This window comes from Bradyrhizobium sp. MI1.7, from assembly GCF_055811795.1.
Genome location: NZ_JBVVPO010000037.1, coordinates 13,695 through 29,053 on the forward strand (window position 1 = coordinate 13,695; position 15,359 = coordinate 29,053).

Annotated in this window: 19 protein-coding genes; 18 read left to right on the forward strand and 1 reads right to left on the reverse strand. The window is 59.5% G+C overall.

Going from position 1 to position 15,359, the window contains the following annotated elements:
• Position 1: 1 nt before the first annotated feature.
• The 5 genes from nifN to fdxB are packed head-to-tail and all read left to right on the forward strand — an operon-like array spanning position 2 to position 2,789.
• Complete coding sequence (gene nifN / locus AC0L3X_RS28355; protein WP_439033955.1) at positions 2–1,384, forward strand: nitrogenase iron-molybdenum cofactor biosynthesis protein NifN; 1,383 nt, start codon at positions 2–4, stop codon at positions 1,382–1,384.
• Between the two features lie 22 nt (positions 1,385–1,406).
• Positions 1,407–1,802: a nitrogen fixation protein NifX gene (nifX, locus tag AC0L3X_RS28360; protein ID WP_439035701.1), complete on the forward strand. Its 396-nt coding sequence runs from the start codon at positions 1,407–1,409 to the stop codon at positions 1,800–1,802.
• 10 nt (positions 1,803–1,812) lie between these two features.
• The gene (locus AC0L3X_RS28365) at positions 1,813–2,283 is read left to right on the forward strand and encodes a NifX-associated nitrogen fixation protein (protein ID WP_473317027.1); all 471 of its coding nucleotides are present in this window, start codon (positions 1,813–1,815) and stop codon (positions 2,281–2,283) included.
• A gap of 7 nt (positions 2,284–2,290) precedes the next feature.
• Positions 2,291–2,491: a CCE_0567 family metalloprotein gene (locus AC0L3X_RS28370; protein ID WP_231143983.1), complete on the forward strand. Its 201-nt coding sequence runs from the start codon at positions 2,291–2,293 to the stop codon at positions 2,489–2,491.
• Positions 2,492–2,504: 13 nt separating this feature from the next.
• Positions 2,505–2,789 (forward strand): ferredoxin III, nif-specific, encoded by a 285-nt coding sequence (gene fdxB / locus AC0L3X_RS28375; protein ID WP_439033956.1) that lies wholly within the window; start codon positions 2,505–2,507, stop codon positions 2,787–2,789.
• Between the two features lie 887 nt (positions 2,790–3,676).
• Here the strand turns inward: fdxB and AC0L3X_RS28380 are convergent.
• Positions 3,677–4,267, reverse strand: coding sequence for a hypothetical protein (locus AC0L3X_RS28380; RefSeq protein ID WP_231143985.1), 591 nt, complete (start codon positions 4,265–4,267; stop codon positions 3,677–3,679).
• A gap of 326 nt (positions 4,268–4,593) precedes the next feature.
• Here AC0L3X_RS28380 and AC0L3X_RS28385 point away from each other — a divergent pair, with 326 nt between their 5' ends.
• The 13 genes from AC0L3X_RS28385 (at position 4,594) to AC0L3X_RS28445 (ending at position 14,952) form a co-directional block, all read left to right on the forward strand.
• Positions 4,594–4,914, forward strand: coding sequence for an iron-sulfur cluster assembly accessory protein (locus AC0L3X_RS28385; RefSeq protein WP_231143986.1), 321 nt, complete (start codon positions 4,594–4,596; stop codon positions 4,912–4,914).
• A gap of 39 nt (positions 4,915–4,953) precedes the next feature.
• Entirely contained in the window at positions 4,954–5,247 is a 294-nt protein-coding gene (locus AC0L3X_RS28390; RefSeq protein ID WP_439033957.1) for a NifU family protein, read from the forward strand.
• Positions 5,248–5,265: 18 nt separating this feature from the next.
• On the forward strand, positions 5,266–6,459 hold the full coding sequence (gene nifS / locus AC0L3X_RS28395; RefSeq protein WP_439035702.1) for a cysteine desulfurase NifS: 1,194 nt from the start codon (positions 5,266–5,268) through the stop codon (positions 6,457–6,459).
• On the forward strand, positions 6,456–6,677 hold the full coding sequence (gene nifT / locus AC0L3X_RS28400) for a putative nitrogen fixation protein NifT (protein ID WP_439033958.1): 222 nt from the start codon (positions 6,456–6,458) through the stop codon (positions 6,675–6,677). Before nifS ends, nifT begins: the two co-directional genes overlap by 4 nt.
• 471 nt (positions 6,678–7,148) lie before the next feature.
• On the forward strand, positions 7,149–9,254 hold the full coding sequence (locus tag AC0L3X_RS28405) for a prolyl oligopeptidase family serine peptidase (RefSeq protein WP_439033959.1): 2,106 nt from the start codon (positions 7,149–7,151) through the stop codon (positions 9,252–9,254).
• Between the two features lie 637 nt (positions 9,255–9,891).
• Positions 9,892–11,448, forward strand: coding sequence for a nitrogenase cofactor biosynthesis protein NifB (gene nifB / locus AC0L3X_RS28410; RefSeq protein WP_231143988.1), 1,557 nt, complete (start codon positions 9,892–9,894; stop codon positions 11,446–11,448).
• A 15-nt stretch (positions 11,449–11,463) separates the two neighbouring features.
• A complete protein-coding gene (locus AC0L3X_RS28415) occupies positions 11,464–11,688 on the forward strand; it encodes a 4Fe-4S binding protein (protein WP_231143989.1) in 225 nt (74 codons plus the stop codon).
• Between the two features lie 745 nt (positions 11,689–12,433).
• Entirely contained in the window at positions 12,434–12,817 is a 384-nt protein-coding gene (locus AC0L3X_RS28420; protein WP_439033960.1) for a 4Fe4S-binding leucine-rich repeat protein, read from the forward strand.
• On the forward strand, positions 12,814–13,131 hold the full coding sequence (locus AC0L3X_RS28425) for a nitrogen fixation protein NifZ (RefSeq protein WP_439033961.1): 318 nt from the start codon (positions 12,814–12,816) through the stop codon (positions 13,129–13,131). The genes AC0L3X_RS28420 and AC0L3X_RS28425 overlap by 4 nt, the downstream gene beginning before the upstream one ends.
• Complete coding sequence (locus AC0L3X_RS28430; RefSeq protein WP_439033962.1) at positions 13,131–13,370, forward strand: nitrogen fixation protein NifZ; 240 nt, start codon at positions 13,131–13,133, stop codon at positions 13,368–13,370. Before AC0L3X_RS28425 ends, AC0L3X_RS28430 begins: the two co-directional genes overlap by 1 nt.
• A gap of 11 nt (positions 13,371–13,381) precedes the next feature.
• Entirely contained in the window at positions 13,382–13,741 is a 360-nt protein-coding gene (locus AC0L3X_RS28435; RefSeq protein WP_439033963.1) for a DUF3024 domain-containing protein, read from the forward strand.
• An 11-nt stretch (positions 13,742–13,752) separates the two neighbouring features.
• Positions 13,753–14,019, forward strand: a complete 267-nt coding sequence (locus tag AC0L3X_RS28440) for a DUF6129 family protein (protein ID WP_439033964.1) — start codon at positions 13,753–13,755, stop codon at positions 14,017–14,019.
• Between the two features lie 666 nt (positions 14,020–14,685).
• On the forward strand, positions 14,686–14,952 hold the full coding sequence (locus AC0L3X_RS28445; protein WP_439035782.1) for a hypothetical protein: 267 nt from the start codon (positions 14,686–14,688) through the stop codon (positions 14,950–14,952).
• Positions 14,953–15,359: the final 407 nt, after the last annotated feature.

Sequence of the window (15,359 nt, forward strand, 5' to 3'; positions counted from 1 at the left end):
CATGGCGATCGTTACTGCCTCGAAGAAAGCCTGTTCGGTCAATCCGCTCAAGATGAGCCAGCCGATCGGCGGCTCATTTGCCTTCATGGGCTTGCGCGGCGCGATGCCGCTTTTGCACGGCCCGCAAGGTTGCGCCTCCTTCGGGCTGACGCTGTTCGTGCGCCATTTCAACGAAGCCGTGCCGATGCAGACAACTGCCATGAGCGAGGTTGCCACCGTGCTCGGCGGCCACGAGAATCTCGAACAGGCGATCCTCAACATCTACAATCGCGTCGAGCCCGAGATCATTGGCATCAATTCGACTGGCGTCACCGAGACCAACGGCGATGACGTCGAGGCCTTCATCCGGTTGATCCGACACAAGCATCCGCAGCTCGAAAAGCTTTCCCTTGTCTACGTCTCGACACCGGATTTTAAGGATGCCTTTCAGGATGGCTGGGGCAAGACAGTGGCGCGGATGATCGAGGTGCTTGTGGCTCCCGTCGACGCAGCGAGACCGCGCGATGCCTCCCGTGTTAACGTGCTACCTGGTTGCCACCTCACGCCGGGCGATCTCGACGAGCTTCGCACGATCTTTGAGGATTTTGGGCTCAAGCCCTCCTTCTTGCCGGACCTTGCCGGTTCGCTGGACGGCCACATCCCCGACGAATTCACGCCGACCACGATCGGGGGCATTGGAGTGGACGAGATCGCGACGATGGGGCAGGCGGCTTGGACGATCGCGATCGGCGCGCAAATGCGCCGTGCGGCCGAGACCATGCAGGCGCGGACAGGCACGCCGTTCCGTCTGTTCGAGCGGCTCTGCGGCCTTATCCCAAACGACGAATTCATCGCATTCCTGAGCCAGATCAGCGGCCGGTCGGTGCCCTCGAAATATCGCCGGCAGCGTGGACAGCTGGCAGACGCCATGCTGGATGCGCATTTCCATATCGGCGGCCGCAAGCTCGCGATCGGCGCCGAACCGGACCTGTTGTTCGATCTCTCAAGCTTGCTCCACGACATGGGAGCGCAGGTAACTGCTGCAGTGACTACGACGAACTCACCGGTGCTCCAACGGGTCAGGACCGAGGACGTCTTGATCGGCGATCTGGAGGATCTTGAAGAGCTTGCCAGGTCGCGTGACTGCGACTTCTTGATGTCGCATTCACATGGTCGCCAGGCCGCTTGGCGACTCAATGTTCCGTTCTTCCGAGTGGGCTTTCCGATGTTCGATCGCCTTGGCGCTGCGCACCTCACGACGGTTGGCTATCGCGGCACGCGCGATCTGATCTTTGACATCGCCAATCTAATCATCACCGACCGCGAAACCAACCATGGGCCGACGCCCGACACCTGGCGATCCACCAGCGGTGACCTGCAGGTCCATCCGCCCAAGTTGCATTGAGCAGGGAGAGAAAACAACACGGATGAAAGTTGCATTCGCCACTCAGGACTTGAAGCAAGTTGATGCGCACTTCGGCTGGGCCAAGAACATCGCGATCTACGAGGTCGGCCCGGACGGGCACCGCTTTGTTGAGGCGATCCAGTTTGACGGTGACCTCACGGAAGACGGCAATGAGGATAGGCTCGCGCCGAAGATCGAGGCGATCAGGGGCTGCGCAATCCTCTATGTTACGGCGATCGGCGGCTCGGGTGCTGCACGGGTCGTCGCGAGCAACATCCATCCGATGAAAGTGCTGCAACCAGAGCCCATCGACGACCTTTGCGTCAAACTCGAAACCGTGCTGAAGGGGTCGCCGCCGCCCTGGCTGCGGAAGCTGCTCACCAAAAGCCCGGATCGTACGGTGGATTTCGAAGCCTGAAGGAACAAGGATGGCCGACCCGTCTGAAATCACTCCAACCGCCGCCGCGGCGGAGGGTTCATTTCTGAAAGAGCTCATCAAGATCTGGCGCGCCCAGGACACCCACGGTGCCTGGGAGGGCAAGAAGGATCTCGAGCTGCTCGAACCCTACGTTCTCGACAAGCGCAAGCGCCGTGCGCTGCCGATCGTCGGCAATCCCGACCCCGACACGACATGGCGGCTGGAGCTGTTCTTTGACGCGGTTGCGCTCTCGACCGAGAAGGCGACCGGTGTGATGATCTCGCCAATGCTGAAGATGCACCACGAAGGGTTCGGTCGGATCGTGCTGATCGGCGGCCGGCTCGTTGTCGTGAGCAAGCAGCTGCGCGACGTGCATCGCTTTGGTTTCGACCATTTTTCTGATCTCGCCGATCAAGGCGACAAATTCGTCAACAGTGGCGTTGAGATGATCCGTAAGTTCCCGGAAGTGGCGAATTATTGAGGCAAGCATGAGCGATGTTGAAAGCCTGAAAGCGGAAATAAAGAAGCTGTCGGCCAAGGCGACCCAAGCCAAGATGGACCTCCACGACCTCTCCGAGGAGCTGCCAGTCAACTGGTCCTCGATCCTGAGCGTGGCCCAGAAGGCTCACGCTGCCTTCAGCGAGCTCGAAAGCAAGCGCCAATACCTCCAGGAGCTGGACAAAACATAACGGACCTTAAGCCATGTCATTCAGTACCCGCGATGGTCGCAATTGGAGGCCGGACTACCTGGTTTCTATCGATCCCAAGAAGTGCATCGGCTGCGGCCGCTGCTATAAGGTCTGCGGCCGCGAGGTCATGACGCTGAGGGGACTAAGCGAGGGTGGCGAGATCATCGATCTCGACGAGGACGACGATGAGGTCGAAAAGAAGATCATGGTGCTGAAGGACGAAGGCGCTTGCATCGGCTGCAGCGCCTGCGCCCGGGTGTGCCCAACGAACTGCCAGACCCATACACCACTTGGTTGATTTGCCTTTGTTCCACCATATCGGCGAGTCAGTTGTCAGACACAAGCTGGTAAGGAACGCCAACATCCAACCTGTTGTAATTTAATGGCGTGAAGCCGGCATTAGCCGAGTCGGCCGTGACCTCGCTTGAGCCAACTCGCCGATCTTCGGTTGGATGGGGCAGATCGCAAGACGAGCGCGCTCGACCCGTTGAGGCGGACTGCAGTCGCCCGTCGGCGCAAGCAGCTGATGAGCTAGGACAGCTTCGGTTGCGGCATTCTGCATAGCTTCGCTTCGTTCTCACGACATTGAGGACGTGCGGCCAAGTCTGCTCAGCTATCGCTTGGCCTGGCTGGACCAACCGGCATCCCGCGGCCGCATTGAAGCTCTGCGGAACTGCATGTCCGAGGCAACCGTTTGACACTGGCACGCTCTGGGTTCTCTCGAACTTGCGCGTTACTCAATCCCCGCGTCGGATTCCCCCATCATTGCCGTGATGGGCGCACGCTCGTCGATAACCTCACGGCTGGCGAGCATCGACGCGCGACATCTCAGCGCCGCTCAGGCCGGCAAAGGCCAGGAGCACAACGGCCAAAGCCGATCCATACATCGTCGATCAGCCCTCTGAGATGTGACCGCGATCATGAACCGATCAGCATTGGAATGTCCGGATGCCGATGGACGCAGTCAGCCGGACCGTCCCGGCCAGCCGCCCCTCGCTGCAATTGACGACAGTGCTCTTGGCCAACGAGACACGACTGGCAGAGCGGCGGTGTGACCTCCCGAAACGTAGGCCGAGAAGTCCATCACCAGGGTTTGTCAGAGCCGGTCCCAGGCGAAGCGGGGGCAGTGACCCTCTCTGCGGCAGACTCATCGAGCTGGCGAGAGAGAGGGTCTGAGGCGATGCCTCAGACGGGACGGTTTTCGCTTCTGCTCTTCACCGGCTCCATTTTGGCCAAGCCCTCCTCATATGAGATCTCCGTGTATGATCCATCGATGTCCTTGGCCGCGTCGAGCAAGTAGTCGAGCCTACCGGCCGTACCGAGCTTCTTGATGTCATTCTTGTCGACGCCGGCGAGGTCCATCATCTCCTTCCACACAGTCGATTCGTCGCAAGGCAGAATGCGGAAGGTGATGTCGCCTATCCTGGTGCGGTACTTCGCGAGCAGATCAATGTTGTTGCAGAAGATGAAATAGCTGCCTTTGGGGCTCAGCCTGCCATCCAGCACCTTCGCGGCCTCGGGTAGATACGCGAAGGAATGCAGATATCCGGCAAGGACTGGGATGGTCGGTTCGCCTTCCTGCGCGATTGCAAGAACTTGTTCGATGGAATAATCCGGCGGTCGTTTTTCGTCGGCGAGCTGGGCTTGGAACTTCAGCGCGATGTCGCCCCGAAATCCAAATCGCCCCGACTTCGTTGTTTCACTCTTAAGCACCGCATTCAGCAGCCGCCCCTCCTTGTCCAACGGGCCAAGAGCGGTGTTGTCGATCGACGTCATAGAAGGCTCCTCATCAATGTGTGGTGTGCATGCGTCGCCCAATGCGACGTGTCCGCTACCCTCATGCAAGTTGTTTGCCGTCCTCCTATGTCTGCCGCGACGTCGAGCGTAAGCGGCGGCTTGGCGCGATGTGCATGGATACGTGCTGGCACCATCACGAGTTCTCGCCCCGATGACGTCGGGACGCTGGAAAACCGCCTGTCGCAAATCCGACAGGTCGCAAATCGAATGGTCGCCGCCTGCAAAACCAACTGTGTTCAGCTGCATTTCGACTGGCATGGGATTTGCGAATCCTTCCTTGCGACAGAAGTGAGAGCGAGCCAGAGATGATCAACCTAACGGATAGCGCCATCAGCGCGTTGAAGGCTGCAATCTCCTCGACAGCGCAGCCGGCAAGCGGTTTGCGGATCATGATCGAAGGCGGCGGCTGCCAAGGGTTCACATACAAAATGGATCTTGCTCATGAGCCGAGCTCCGCTGAGACCGTGTTCGAGCAAGGCGGGATTAAAGTCTACGTCGACAACGCGAGCCTAGCGCATCTCAACGGCACCACGATCGATTTCGTGGTGTCGCTCGAAGGATCAGGGTTCCGCTTCGATAACCCAAATGCCAAATCGAGCTGTTCCTGCGGTAAATCGTTCAGCTAAGTGGCCTTCGGACCATTGGCAATGGAAGGAGCATCGAACATGAGCCTGAAGGCTGAACGAACGAAGCGGTCGTCGACTGCCGAGCCTTCCGAACGCGAGCGGATTGTCCGCGCCGTGCTCGATGAGATTCGGCCAAGCTTCAGGCGTGATCGTGGAGATTGTGAGCTCGTCGAAATCGACGGCAACAAGATCATGGTCAGGCTCACCGGCGCCTGCATGCTATGCAAGCTTGCGGGCACGACGCTGGCGGCCATTCAGGCTTGCCTGATCGAGCGGCTCGGCGAGTTCGTCCGCCTGATCCCGCTGCCCGGAGCTGCCAAAGTGGGACATTAAGTGCAGGGCGGACAGTTGGTGCGGCCGATCTACCTGGATAACAACGCGACGACCCGTGCACATCCTTTGGTCGTTGCGGCGATGCTGCCGTTCTTCTCTGCGCAATTCGGCAATGCGTCGTCCGCGCATGCATTCGGCAGCGAGGTTGCGCCCGCATTGAAACAGGCGCGCCGGAACTTGCAGGCCCTCATTGGCGCGGCATTCGATCACGAGATCGTCTTCACCTCGGGCGCGACTGAATCCGACAACACAGCGATCCTGTCCGCGCTCGCCGTGCAGGAGGGACGCGACGAGATCGTCACAACGGCCGTTGAGCATCCGGCCGTGCTGTCCCTTGCCGAGGAGCTGGGCCGACGAGGAATCAAGACCCATGTCATTCCGGTCGATGCAAGCGGCCGATTGGACATCGAGACTTATCGGAACGCATTGTCGAGGCGCACGTCAATCGCCTCGGTCATGTGGGCCAATAATGAGACCGGTACGATCTTTCCGGTGAAATCCCTCGCCAAGATGGCGCGCTCAGTCGGCGCGCTCTTTCACACCGATGCGGTCCAGGCGGTCGGGCGGATTCCGATTGACCTGAAGACTACGGACATCGACATGCTGTCGCTCTCCGGCCACAAGCTCCATGGTCCGAAGGGGATCGGCGCGCTGTATGTGCGCAAGGACATCAAGTTCCGGCCGCTGATCTTCGGCGGCGCACAGGAGCGGCGTCGCCGCGCTGGCACCCAAAACGTTCCGGGCATTATTGGGCTCGGCAAGGCGGCGGAACTCGCTGCGGCACACCTCATACAAAAGCAGATGCAGATTGGCACCCTTCGCGACCGGCTGGAGCAAGGCATTCTCGCTCTCGGCGGTTGCATGGTGCTTGGTCATCTCAAGAACCGCTTGCCCAATACGTCGAACATTGCTTTCGAGCATCTCGAAGCAGAGGCGATTGTCCATCACCTCAACCGGAACGGCATTGCCGTCTCGCTCGGTTCAGCCTGCGCGTCCGGTTCGATGGAGCCATCCCACGTCCTGCGCGCGATGAGAGTACCGCCGGCCTTTTTGCGCGGTGCGGTTCGCTTCTCGCTGTCGTGCGAGACGGCGCCGGATGAGATTGATCGTGTCCTCCAAGTCCTGCCGGACATCACTGCCAAACAGAGAGCCTTGTGGCGTGCGTGTCAGGATCGCGCGGGCGAGAGCTCACAACTTGCGGAGCTCCTATGAAGGTCATGATTCGCCGTTCGCCCGAGACGGGCCTTTCGATTTATGTGCCCAAGAAGGATCTTGAGGAGCCGATTGTCGAATGGGAGCACGAGACGCTGTGGGGTGGTTGGATTAGAATCGCGAACGGCTGGGTGCTCGACCTACCGGCGATGGCGAGTGACACCACCCTACCAATCACTATCAACGCCAAGAAGCGCAGCGGCGAAGCAACCGAATGATGAATGCTGCGGTTCCCCGGAACCTCGCCAACTGCCGGATGCCGAGCCGATTCTTGGCGGCGGTCCGGCACCTGCGGGGAACGCGACAACATTCCCTGGCTTGTGCCTGGCGGACCGAGCGTGCCGATCACTCCGGAAGCCATCGCAGCGTTCTTCGGAACCAAGATCGCGGCGCGGTGTCAACGGCAATATCTGGGGCCTGGGCGCAGCACTGAGCCGTCAGGCCAGCGATGGCGTTGATGGGGGCGGCGTTCGACGCCCCCTTGCGCCCACATCGCCAGCCCGCTCGTTGTATTCCGCGCGTCTTCACAGCGTCAGGCCACCGGCTGTAACTCCGCAACATTCAGTTTCGAGAGGATTGGATCTCGCGCCAGGCCAGGTCGTAAACTTAAAAATCGTGATGCGACGTCCGCCATGAAAATCCTTGAATCATCTCGAAGCTGCGCGTCAATACCAACGTTGTAATGAAGCATGGTCAAGCAAAGAGCCTCGACGAACTGGCAAACTGGAAGGCCAACGCCCTCCGCCCCTGATGATGATCCCTATCTATGGTTGGAACAGATCGAAGGCGCGCGCGCGCTGAACTTCGTGAAGCGGCAGAATAGCAGAACGCTGGAGGTGTTTGGCGGACCGGCAGCCGAACGAGACAGAGATGCGCTGACCGCGATTTACGACCGGCCCGACAATATCCCCTATGTCACCCGGCGCGGCGGGTACCTCTACAATCTATGGAAGGACGCCAACAATCCACGCGGCCTCTGGCGGCGAACCACTCTGGAAGAGTATCGCAGGCCGAACCCATCATGGGACATCCTGCTCGACCTCGATCAACTCGCCGTCAGCGAAGGCGAGGACTGGCTTCTGAACGCCACGGCCGCACCGCCTGGAAATCATTCGCGGTGGATCTTGAGTCTATCGCGCGGCGGAAGCGATGCCGTGACTTTGCGTGAATTCGACACCGACACGAAGCTCTTCATCCACGATGGCTTTATCTTGCCCGAAGCCAAAGGCAGCGGCGTATGGCTCGATTCTGATACGCTGGTGTTGTTAAGCTCCCATGGCGACGGCATGGCCGCGACCACCGGCTATGCGCGCACGGTGAGGCTGTGGCGGCGCGGTACGCATGTTGACCAAGCGGCAGTGATCTTTGAGACCAAGGCCGCTCATGTGTCAGTCGGTTGCAGTGTTGACGACACTGTCGTGCCGCCCAGGATCTGGTTCCTCGATGCGACAGACGTCTTGAATTGCGTGGTCTGGCTCGGCGATGAAACAGGCGCCAAGACGAGGCTCGATCTGCCAAGTAACATCTGGTTGCGGTCGCATTGCAACTGGCTTGCGCTGAAGCCGCGCGAATTCTGGTCTGTGGCAGGGCAGACCTATGCCGCGGATACGGTGCTCGTCATCCCGCTGCCGGCATTCCTGGCGGGCAGCGGCCAGTTCGAGATTCTCTTCGAGCCGGGCCCGCACCGTGCGCTGCAGAGCTTCTTTTGGAGTGCGGGCAAGCTCGTGCTTTGTATTCTGGACGAACTCCGGCCAGTCTTCGAGATCTGCACGCCATCCGATCATGGCTGGAACCGCGAGCAACTGGGCGGCCTTCCTGATCTTGGCGTCGTCGACATCTGGTCTCTCGATCGCGATCCGTCCGAGAGCAATGGCGACTTGCTGGCCCACGTCGAGGATCCGCTCACCCCGCCGTCGCTCATCCTGATGGAGCGGGGCGTTGCCACTTCCGCCGTGCTGAAGCAGGCGCCGAAGACATTTGCCGCGGAGCACTGCGTGGTCACGCGGCACGAGGCCATCTCGATCGACGGTGAGCGAATTCCCTATTTACAGACCGGCCCGGTCAGACAGACCGGCAACGCGCCGGTCCATCTGAGCGGATATGGCGGGTTTGGGATCTCCATGAAACCGTATTACAATTCCACGCTCGGTAAGCTTTGGCTCGACTGCGGCGGCACCACGGTTCAGGCAAATTTGCGCGGCGGCGGCGAGTTCGGCACGCGCTGGCACGACGCCGGCCGGCTGGCCGGCAAGAGATTGTCGCATGATGATTTCGCAGCGGTCGCCGCCGATCTCGTTAAGCGCGGCGTGACACAGGCCAAGCGGATCGCGGCCGAAAGTGGATCGAACGGCGGCATCCTCATTACCAACATGCTAACGCGATATCCCGAGCTCTTTGGCGCACTGTTCTGCACGATCCCGCTGATCGACATGCGCCGCTACACAAAACTGTTCGCCGGGGCGAGCTGGCTCGCCGAATATGGCGATCCCGACAACGCTGAGGAGTGGGAGTGGCTGAAGACCTATTCCGCCTATCATGCCGCAAGACCCGGGCAGTCCTATCCACCGATCCTGATGGCCACCAGACGACGGGACGATCGCGTCCATCCCGGACATGCGCGCAAAATGGCAGCGAAGCTGCAGGCGATGGGCTATGAGGCATATTTCTACGAGCATGCCGCTGGCGGCCACGGCTATGGCAAGGACAACAGGGAGCACGCCGGCTTGTTGGTGCTGGGCCTGCGTTTCCTGAAGAGCAGGATCGGCTGGCTGGATGCCGAGAGCTCAGCGAGGTAGCGTAGTTGTTGGACGGCAGCTCGTGCGATGTCGACCGAGGTGGCTGCAGCCTTGCGAATCTGATCTGCATCTACACCCGCACGTGCTATTCGAGATGCCAACCAACGTTTGGACGCACGGTCGAATTCGTGGCCATCTGGACCCTGGCCATCAGGCGTTTCTCTTCCTGCCTGACAATGCCGTCCGGAATGTCAGGCCGGGGCCCGCGTGATCTTCCACGTTATAGGTCGGTAACGGGACTGCTTCTTGTCTGCATCTAGGAAGGATCTCCACATCAAGTTGTCCTTCAAAGCGTCCGGAACGTCTTTTGCGGATCGTGTCTTGCGAAGGCGTCACATTTTGGCGACAAGATCAACTTTGAACGACGCCAGCCGCCCTGCTCTTTGCGCAAGGGCATAGCTGAAGCAATCTACCCGTCGTCAAAACAACGCTGCCAGCGCTCTTGTGATCGCAATCTCTGTCAGCTTTCCCACATGAGTTGATAAAACTGACATTCGAGCAGGCATTAGCTAACTGCTTGAAGTGAACCACAAAAGTCATTTGTGGCAGGCATGGCACGCCAGTTGCTCTTGGCTTTTCAGAAACGACTCCGGGGATGCCAGCCGGAAGGATTCGGCTTGCGAAGAGAATTGGAAAAATGAGTACTTCAGCGCAACACCAGGTATCCTGCGGTGGCGGCAAGATCAGCGATTCCATGCAAGTCATGGCTAAGCACAAGGGCTGCGGTACGATCGGCGGCAGCGGTAAGGCGAGCTGCGGATCTCAGGCCGGCATCAGCAATCTTCCAAATGAGATCTGGGAAAAGGTGAAGAACCATCCCTGCTACAGCGAGGAGGCGCACCACCATTATGCCCGCATGCATGTCGCGGTCGCTCCCGCCTGCAACATCCAGTGCAATTACTGCAATCGTAAATACGATTGCGCCAACGAATCGCGCCCCGGCATTGTCAGCGAGAAGTTGACGCCGGAGCAGGCCGCCAAGAAGGTGCTGGCGGTCGCTTCCGCGATCCCTCAGATGAGCGTGGTCGGCGTTGCCGGCCCTGGCGACCCCCTGGCGAACCCGGACAAGACATTCAAGACGTTCGAGCTCGTCAACAAGCTCGCGCCAGATATCAAGCTGTGCCTCTCGACGAACGGGCTTGCGCTAGCCGATCATGTCGACACGATCGCGAGACTCAAGGTCGATCACGTGACAATCACGATCAACATGATCGATCCCGAAATTGGTGCAAAGATCTATCCCTGGATCTTTTACCGCCACAAGCGCTACACCGGCATTGAAGCTGCAACCATCCTCAGCAGCCGGCAGCTCCAGGGCCTGGAGATGCTCACCGCGCGCGGCATCCTGTGCAAAGTCAACTCGGTGATGATTCCCGGGATTAACGATCGCCATCTGGTTGAGGTTAACAAGGCTGTGAAGTCGCGCGGGGCCTTCCTGCATAACGTGATGCCGCTGATATCGTCGCCCGAGCACGGCACCGTGTTCGGTCTCAGGGGGCAACGCGGCCCGACCGCACAGGAAGTGACAGCGTTGCAGGATAGCTGCGAAAGCGAGATGAACATGATGCGTCATTGTCGCCAATGCCGGGCCGACGCCGTCGGACTGCTCGGGGAGGACCGTGGCGCGGAGTTCACCATGGAAAAGATCATGGCGATGGACATCAAATACGACGAGCAGGCCCGAAAGGAGTATCAGGCCAAGGTCGAGAAGGCGCGCATTACAAAGCTTGCGGCCAAGCAGGATGAGCTCGCGGGGCTCGCCAGCGCTTCCAGCGAAATCAAGGTGCTGGTGGCGGTTGCAACCAAGGGCTCGGGATTGATCAACCAGCACTTCGGTCATGCCAAGGAGTTCCAGATCTACGAGCTCTCGACTTCAGGCGCAAAATTCGTTGGCCATCGTCCTATCCATCCTTATTGCCAGGGCGGCTATGGCGAGGAGAACAAGCTCGAAATCGCCATCGGCGCCATCAAGGATTGCCACGCCGTTTTCGTGTCAAAGGTCGGCGGCTGCCCGAAGGCCGAATTGATCAAGGCCGGCATCGAGCCCGTCGATCAATACGCCTGCGAGTTCATCGACGGCTCGGCGATCGCCTGGTTCAAACTCTATCTCGATAAAGTCAATGAGGGGAAGATCAAGCACGTTGAACGGGTTGATCCGGCGGCCCGCCATAACGCGCTGATTTCTGCCGCCTGAGGATAGGTTTAGATAATGCCGTTCAAGATCATCGCTTCGCAATGTACGGGCTGTTCGGCGTGCGAAACGCAATGCCCGAATCTCGCTATTTCCGAGCGAGCCGGCGTTTTCCTGATCGATCCTGAGAAATGCACCGAGTGCGCCGCCTACTTTGACGAGCCGCAATGCGTGGCAGTTTGCCCGGTTGACAATACATGCGTGCTCGACACGACGCTGCCGCGCCATCAGGCGCCCGCTTGAGGGCCACGATGGATGTCACGACCACACTAACGGCTCAGGAACTCGGGCAGATAATGCTCCGCCTTGACGAGGCGCCGGCCGCGGCTGTCGTCTTCTCAGACCGGGTGGACGGCTCGCGCTGGTCGCCGACTTTTTCGCCAGTTGCCGAGCCATATTCTGGCGACGCGAACGTCGGCGGCAACGCGTTAAGCTATTCCTGTCGGCCCGAAGGCCGCCGTCTTGAGCGTCGGGAATCGATTTCGCCGATGCGCCCACGAAGAGCGGACCCGTCTTCCGCGACATCACCACCCACCTGCGGCCATCATTGAACAGGCGACATGCATGCCCGAGGCCTTCTTCAGTTCGCCATCCGAGAGAAAAGAGGGCGCCCTCACCGAGTCCTGTGTTGGTCGCGCGCTGAGGCGGCCGAGCATCATCCCAGGGCGGCAGGACTATCCTATCACCTCGATGAAGGTGCCGAAAATCCACCTGCGCCAAGCTAAGGCGTTCGCACCCGATCACGTGATGCGGAGTTGATTTTGCTGCCGACTAGCGCGGTCCGCGCCACCAAAGCCGAGTTCGGTCGCTATGAAGGCACCCTGGCGCGGGTCTTCCTGTTCTCGCTCAACGCTTATTGCCTACTTGCAGATGCGCCTCGGGCAGCTCGAGCAATGACGGCGGCTATCGAGAGACTGCTGGGGCTCGGTCCGCAGATAAGGTGGGCGCCATGGTGCTGTTGGGAGCGCTCGAGCGTATGGCTGGGGCCATGAGTGATGTCATCCACGATGCCCTCAGCTGCCGGGCCAATCAGGTCGATTGTGCCGGCTGGGCGCGTCTCGCGCTGAAGCGCGCGGCTCGCGGCCGGCTCGAGCACGCCTACGTCGATGACAGACGCGCGTGCCGCGTCGATGGCTTCTTCAACATCAACCATGGGCTCACGGATAGTTATCTCGAGCATCTGCATTTTAAGTTGCGGGCGTTGATGTTGCCGCACTGGGATCCCGACAGGCTCATGCAATCCGTCATCGCAACCCGCGCCGCCGCGCGGGAATTGAGGGGGTTGATCGAGGATCATGATGAGGCGGTCCGGAAGGCCGGGTGCCCGCGAGGCGCGGTACAGTTAAACCATGGAACGGGGACGGCAGCATGAGCAACATCGCCGGTGATAGTGACATCGTCGAGCTGACGGACGCCCCCTTCTTTGATTATGGCGATAAGGTGCGGGCCAACCGCACCATCCGCAACGACGGCACCTATGTGGGCAAGGAGATCGGTGAGGTTCTGGTCAAGAAAGGCGAGCTTGGCTATGTCGTCTCGATCGGCACGTTCCTGCAACAATTTTATATCTATGGGGTCGAATTCCTCGATTCCGGCTATCGCGTCGGCATGAAATGCAAGGAGCTCGATCTGGTCACGCGAAGCCGCGGAGGCGAGGAGCCTTTCTTGCCAGGAGCGGCACCCTGATGATCGAACCAAGACTGCCAAAATACCGCTCAGGCCAACGTGTCAAGGCGACAATCGATCTGCTCAACGACGGTTCCTTTCCCGACGCGTCGGCGGAGGAGTGTCTGGTCAGCGTCGGGCACATTGGTGAGATCGTCCAGGTCGGTCGCCATACGGAAGCGAACTTACCCATTTATATGGTCGACTTCGGCAAGCAGTTGGTGGTTGGCTGCCTCGAGACAGAAATCTCCGCAGTCTAGGACATCGCGCAATGAACGCCGCAATCATCAGACGACATCATTCCGGATTGCCTGCGCATCCCAACGAGCTCGACCGGTGGCGGATCGTGCGCGCGCTGACGAGGCGCGAGCGCTACCGATATGTCTCGCCAAAGGTGACAGGGGTTGCTGGCGGCTATCTGGTCGAGAGCCCGTGCTGCTCAGGCAATATCGATGCGAAGGGCGGCCTCGTCGACGTCGCGCTGCTGCACCACGATAGAACTGGGGCGGCATGGCAGCTGTTCCGCAAAGATCACGGCAACGGCATCTGGGAGTGGCATTCGACGCATCAACGGCTTGCCTCGGCGACAGCGGTTCTGAACGCCGACCGTGAACGTTTGTTCTGGCAATAAGGATTGTGGAGATGGTGCTCGAAGGCGAACTGACGAACATCGAGCAAACGCTCGCCTCTATTGATACAGCCTCTGAGCCCTGCCTGATGCTCCGGCAGAAATTCCCACATCTCGCCTGGATTTGTTGCGAGGCCTCCGACATAACGCAGAGTCCGTTCCGCTGCGTTGGACAGTTCGACCTGCATCTGCTCGACAGTGGCGGTCACTGTACACAGATCACGAATGATCCGCAGCGCGCCACCGGCATTGTGCTGGCCAAGCGCTCTGCCAAGTCATGATCAAGCAATCGCCTGCCCGTGCCAAGCTCACACAGGACGGCCAGGCCCACCGGGTTGTTTGTCATGCGGTCGTGGTCCATGAGACGGGGGCAGGCGACGGTCTCGCAGAAGTGTTCGCTGAGGGCGGAATTGCCTGGGTATCTCGTCGTGGCTTATTAAATCAAGGATACTGCGGCAGACCAATGAGGATGAGCGAGCCGTGCTCGATTAGCTGACGAGGAGTAACGCTCAGCCATCGCAAGATTTGCCTTTATGAGTACTCGCCTTAAGTCCGCAGGACTTCAGAAAATAGGAGACGACGTTTATTCTTCGCGCGGTAACGCCGTGCACTCGCCGTGGAGGCCCGTTGATGATGCGCGCGCAAGTGAGCGGTGCGAGTGTCCCGGCCGATCCAGTGGTATTCCATCAATATTGCCGCCTGGAAATATCATTCTACGAAATGTCTTGGTGAGCTGAGGTCGGAGCATTCAAGCAAGAAGCGCTTTTCGACTTGCCTTTCGAAGACGCATCGAGCGTCCCTTCCCTATGGCTTGCTTCCATGTTGAAGCTGGGTGACGTGCATGTCGACAATCGGGTTTGTCACGCAGATAAAAATGCAGGGAGGACAAATTCGCGTGTAGTTCCAGTTCTTATCTCGAAGAGAAAAATCCGCTTGAATAGTTGTCGATGACCATTGATATGGTAATGGGAAGCAGTTGCGCCTTCGCCAAAAACAAGGCGCTACAGGCAAATGGGCAAAGCGAGATCGGAGAGCATTACGTGGCAAAAACCGCCAAACGCAAAGAGTACAGTAAGGATGACGTCAAGCTGCTCAAAGCGCACTCAAAGGCCCGCACCCCTGTAGCTAGGGTTTCAAAGCTGATGAAGCGATCCGAGGGGTCTCTACGACAGAAAGCACGTACCTTGGGGATTGGCTTGGGTCACCAGCGCTGAGATACGATTCAGTTTTCGGAAATTGACAGGCGTGATCGAGCCGGCCAGGCGGATTACGACCGCCGGGCCAGCTGATCGTTTCAGGTCCCTGCGTCCGAGGATCAGCTCGCGCAATGAGCGAGCTGACCGGTCTGCCGATGGACCGGCCCACTTGGCTTAGACCTCATCGATTGTCATGGTTTCAATCAGCGACTGATAAGGGCGCATCTGTGAATATAGATCTACCACCCGGAAATGCGGTCCGCGAGCGTGCCGACGGTCTGGGAGGAGAACCGCGCGCGCTTCTTCGGCAGGCCCGCGCCGCCCCCGGGCCCCCACCCCCCCCCCGGCCCCCCCCCGCCGCCCCCCCCCGGGGGGAGGGGGAAAAAGGGTAAAACAAGGGCGGGGAGGCCCCCGACCACAAACCC

Bases quoted from the DNA above. Each gene is read 5' to 3' on its own strand.
- nifN (WP_439033955.1), top strand. From the start codon at position 2: ATGGCGATCGTTACTGCCTCGAAGAAAGCCTGTTCGGTCAATCCGCTC.
- nifX (WP_439035701.1), top strand. From the start codon at position 1,407: ATGAAAGTTGCATTCGCCACTCAGGACTTGAAGCAAGTTGATGCGCAC.
- AC0L3X_RS28365 (WP_473317027.1), top strand. From the start codon at position 1,813: ATGGCCGACCCGTCTGAAATCACTCCAACCGCCGCCGCGGCGGAGGGT.
- AC0L3X_RS28370 (WP_231143983.1), top strand. From the start codon at position 2,291: ATGAGCGATGTTGAAAGCCTGAAAGCGGAAATAAAGAAGCTGTCGGCC.
- fdxB (WP_439033956.1), top strand. From the start codon at position 2,505: ATGTCATTCAGTACCCGCGATGGTCGCAATTGGAGGCCGGACTACCTG.
- AC0L3X_RS28380 (WP_231143985.1), bottom strand. From the start codon at position 4,267: ATGACGTCGATCGACAACACCGCTCTTGGCCCGTTGGACAAGGAGGGG.
- AC0L3X_RS28385 (WP_231143986.1), top strand. From the start codon at position 4,594: ATGATCAACCTAACGGATAGCGCCATCAGCGCGTTGAAGGCTGCAATC.
- AC0L3X_RS28390 (WP_439033957.1), top strand. From the start codon at position 4,954: ATGAGCCTGAAGGCTGAACGAACGAAGCGGTCGTCGACTGCCGAGCCT.
- nifT (WP_439033958.1), top strand. From the start codon at position 6,456: ATGAAGGTCATGATTCGCCGTTCGCCCGAGACGGGCCTTTCGATTTAT.
- AC0L3X_RS28405 (WP_439033959.1), top strand. From the start codon at position 7,149: ATGGTCAAGCAAAGAGCCTCGACGAACTGGCAAACTGGAAGGCCAACG.
- nifB (WP_231143988.1), top strand. From the start codon at position 9,892: ATGAGTACTTCAGCGCAACACCAGGTATCCTGCGGTGGCGGCAAGATC.
- AC0L3X_RS28415 (WP_231143989.1), top strand. From the start codon at position 11,464: ATGCCGTTCAAGATCATCGCTTCGCAATGTACGGGCTGTTCGGCGTGC.
- AC0L3X_RS28420 (WP_439033960.1), top strand. From the start codon at position 12,434: ATGAGTGATGTCATCCACGATGCCCTCAGCTGCCGGGCCAATCAGGTC.
- AC0L3X_RS28425 (WP_439033961.1), top strand. From the start codon at position 12,814: ATGAGCAACATCGCCGGTGATAGTGACATCGTCGAGCTGACGGACGCC.
- AC0L3X_RS28430 (WP_439033962.1), top strand. From the start codon at position 13,131: ATGATCGAACCAAGACTGCCAAAATACCGCTCAGGCCAACGTGTCAAG.
- AC0L3X_RS28435 (WP_439033963.1), top strand. From the start codon at position 13,382: ATGAACGCCGCAATCATCAGACGACATCATTCCGGATTGCCTGCGCAT.
- AC0L3X_RS28440 (WP_439033964.1), top strand. From the start codon at position 13,753: ATGGTGCTCGAAGGCGAACTGACGAACATCGAGCAAACGCTCGCCTCT.
- AC0L3X_RS28445 (WP_439035782.1), top strand. From the start codon at position 14,686: ATGACCATTGATATGGTAATGGGAAGCAGTTGCGCCTTCGCCAAAAAC.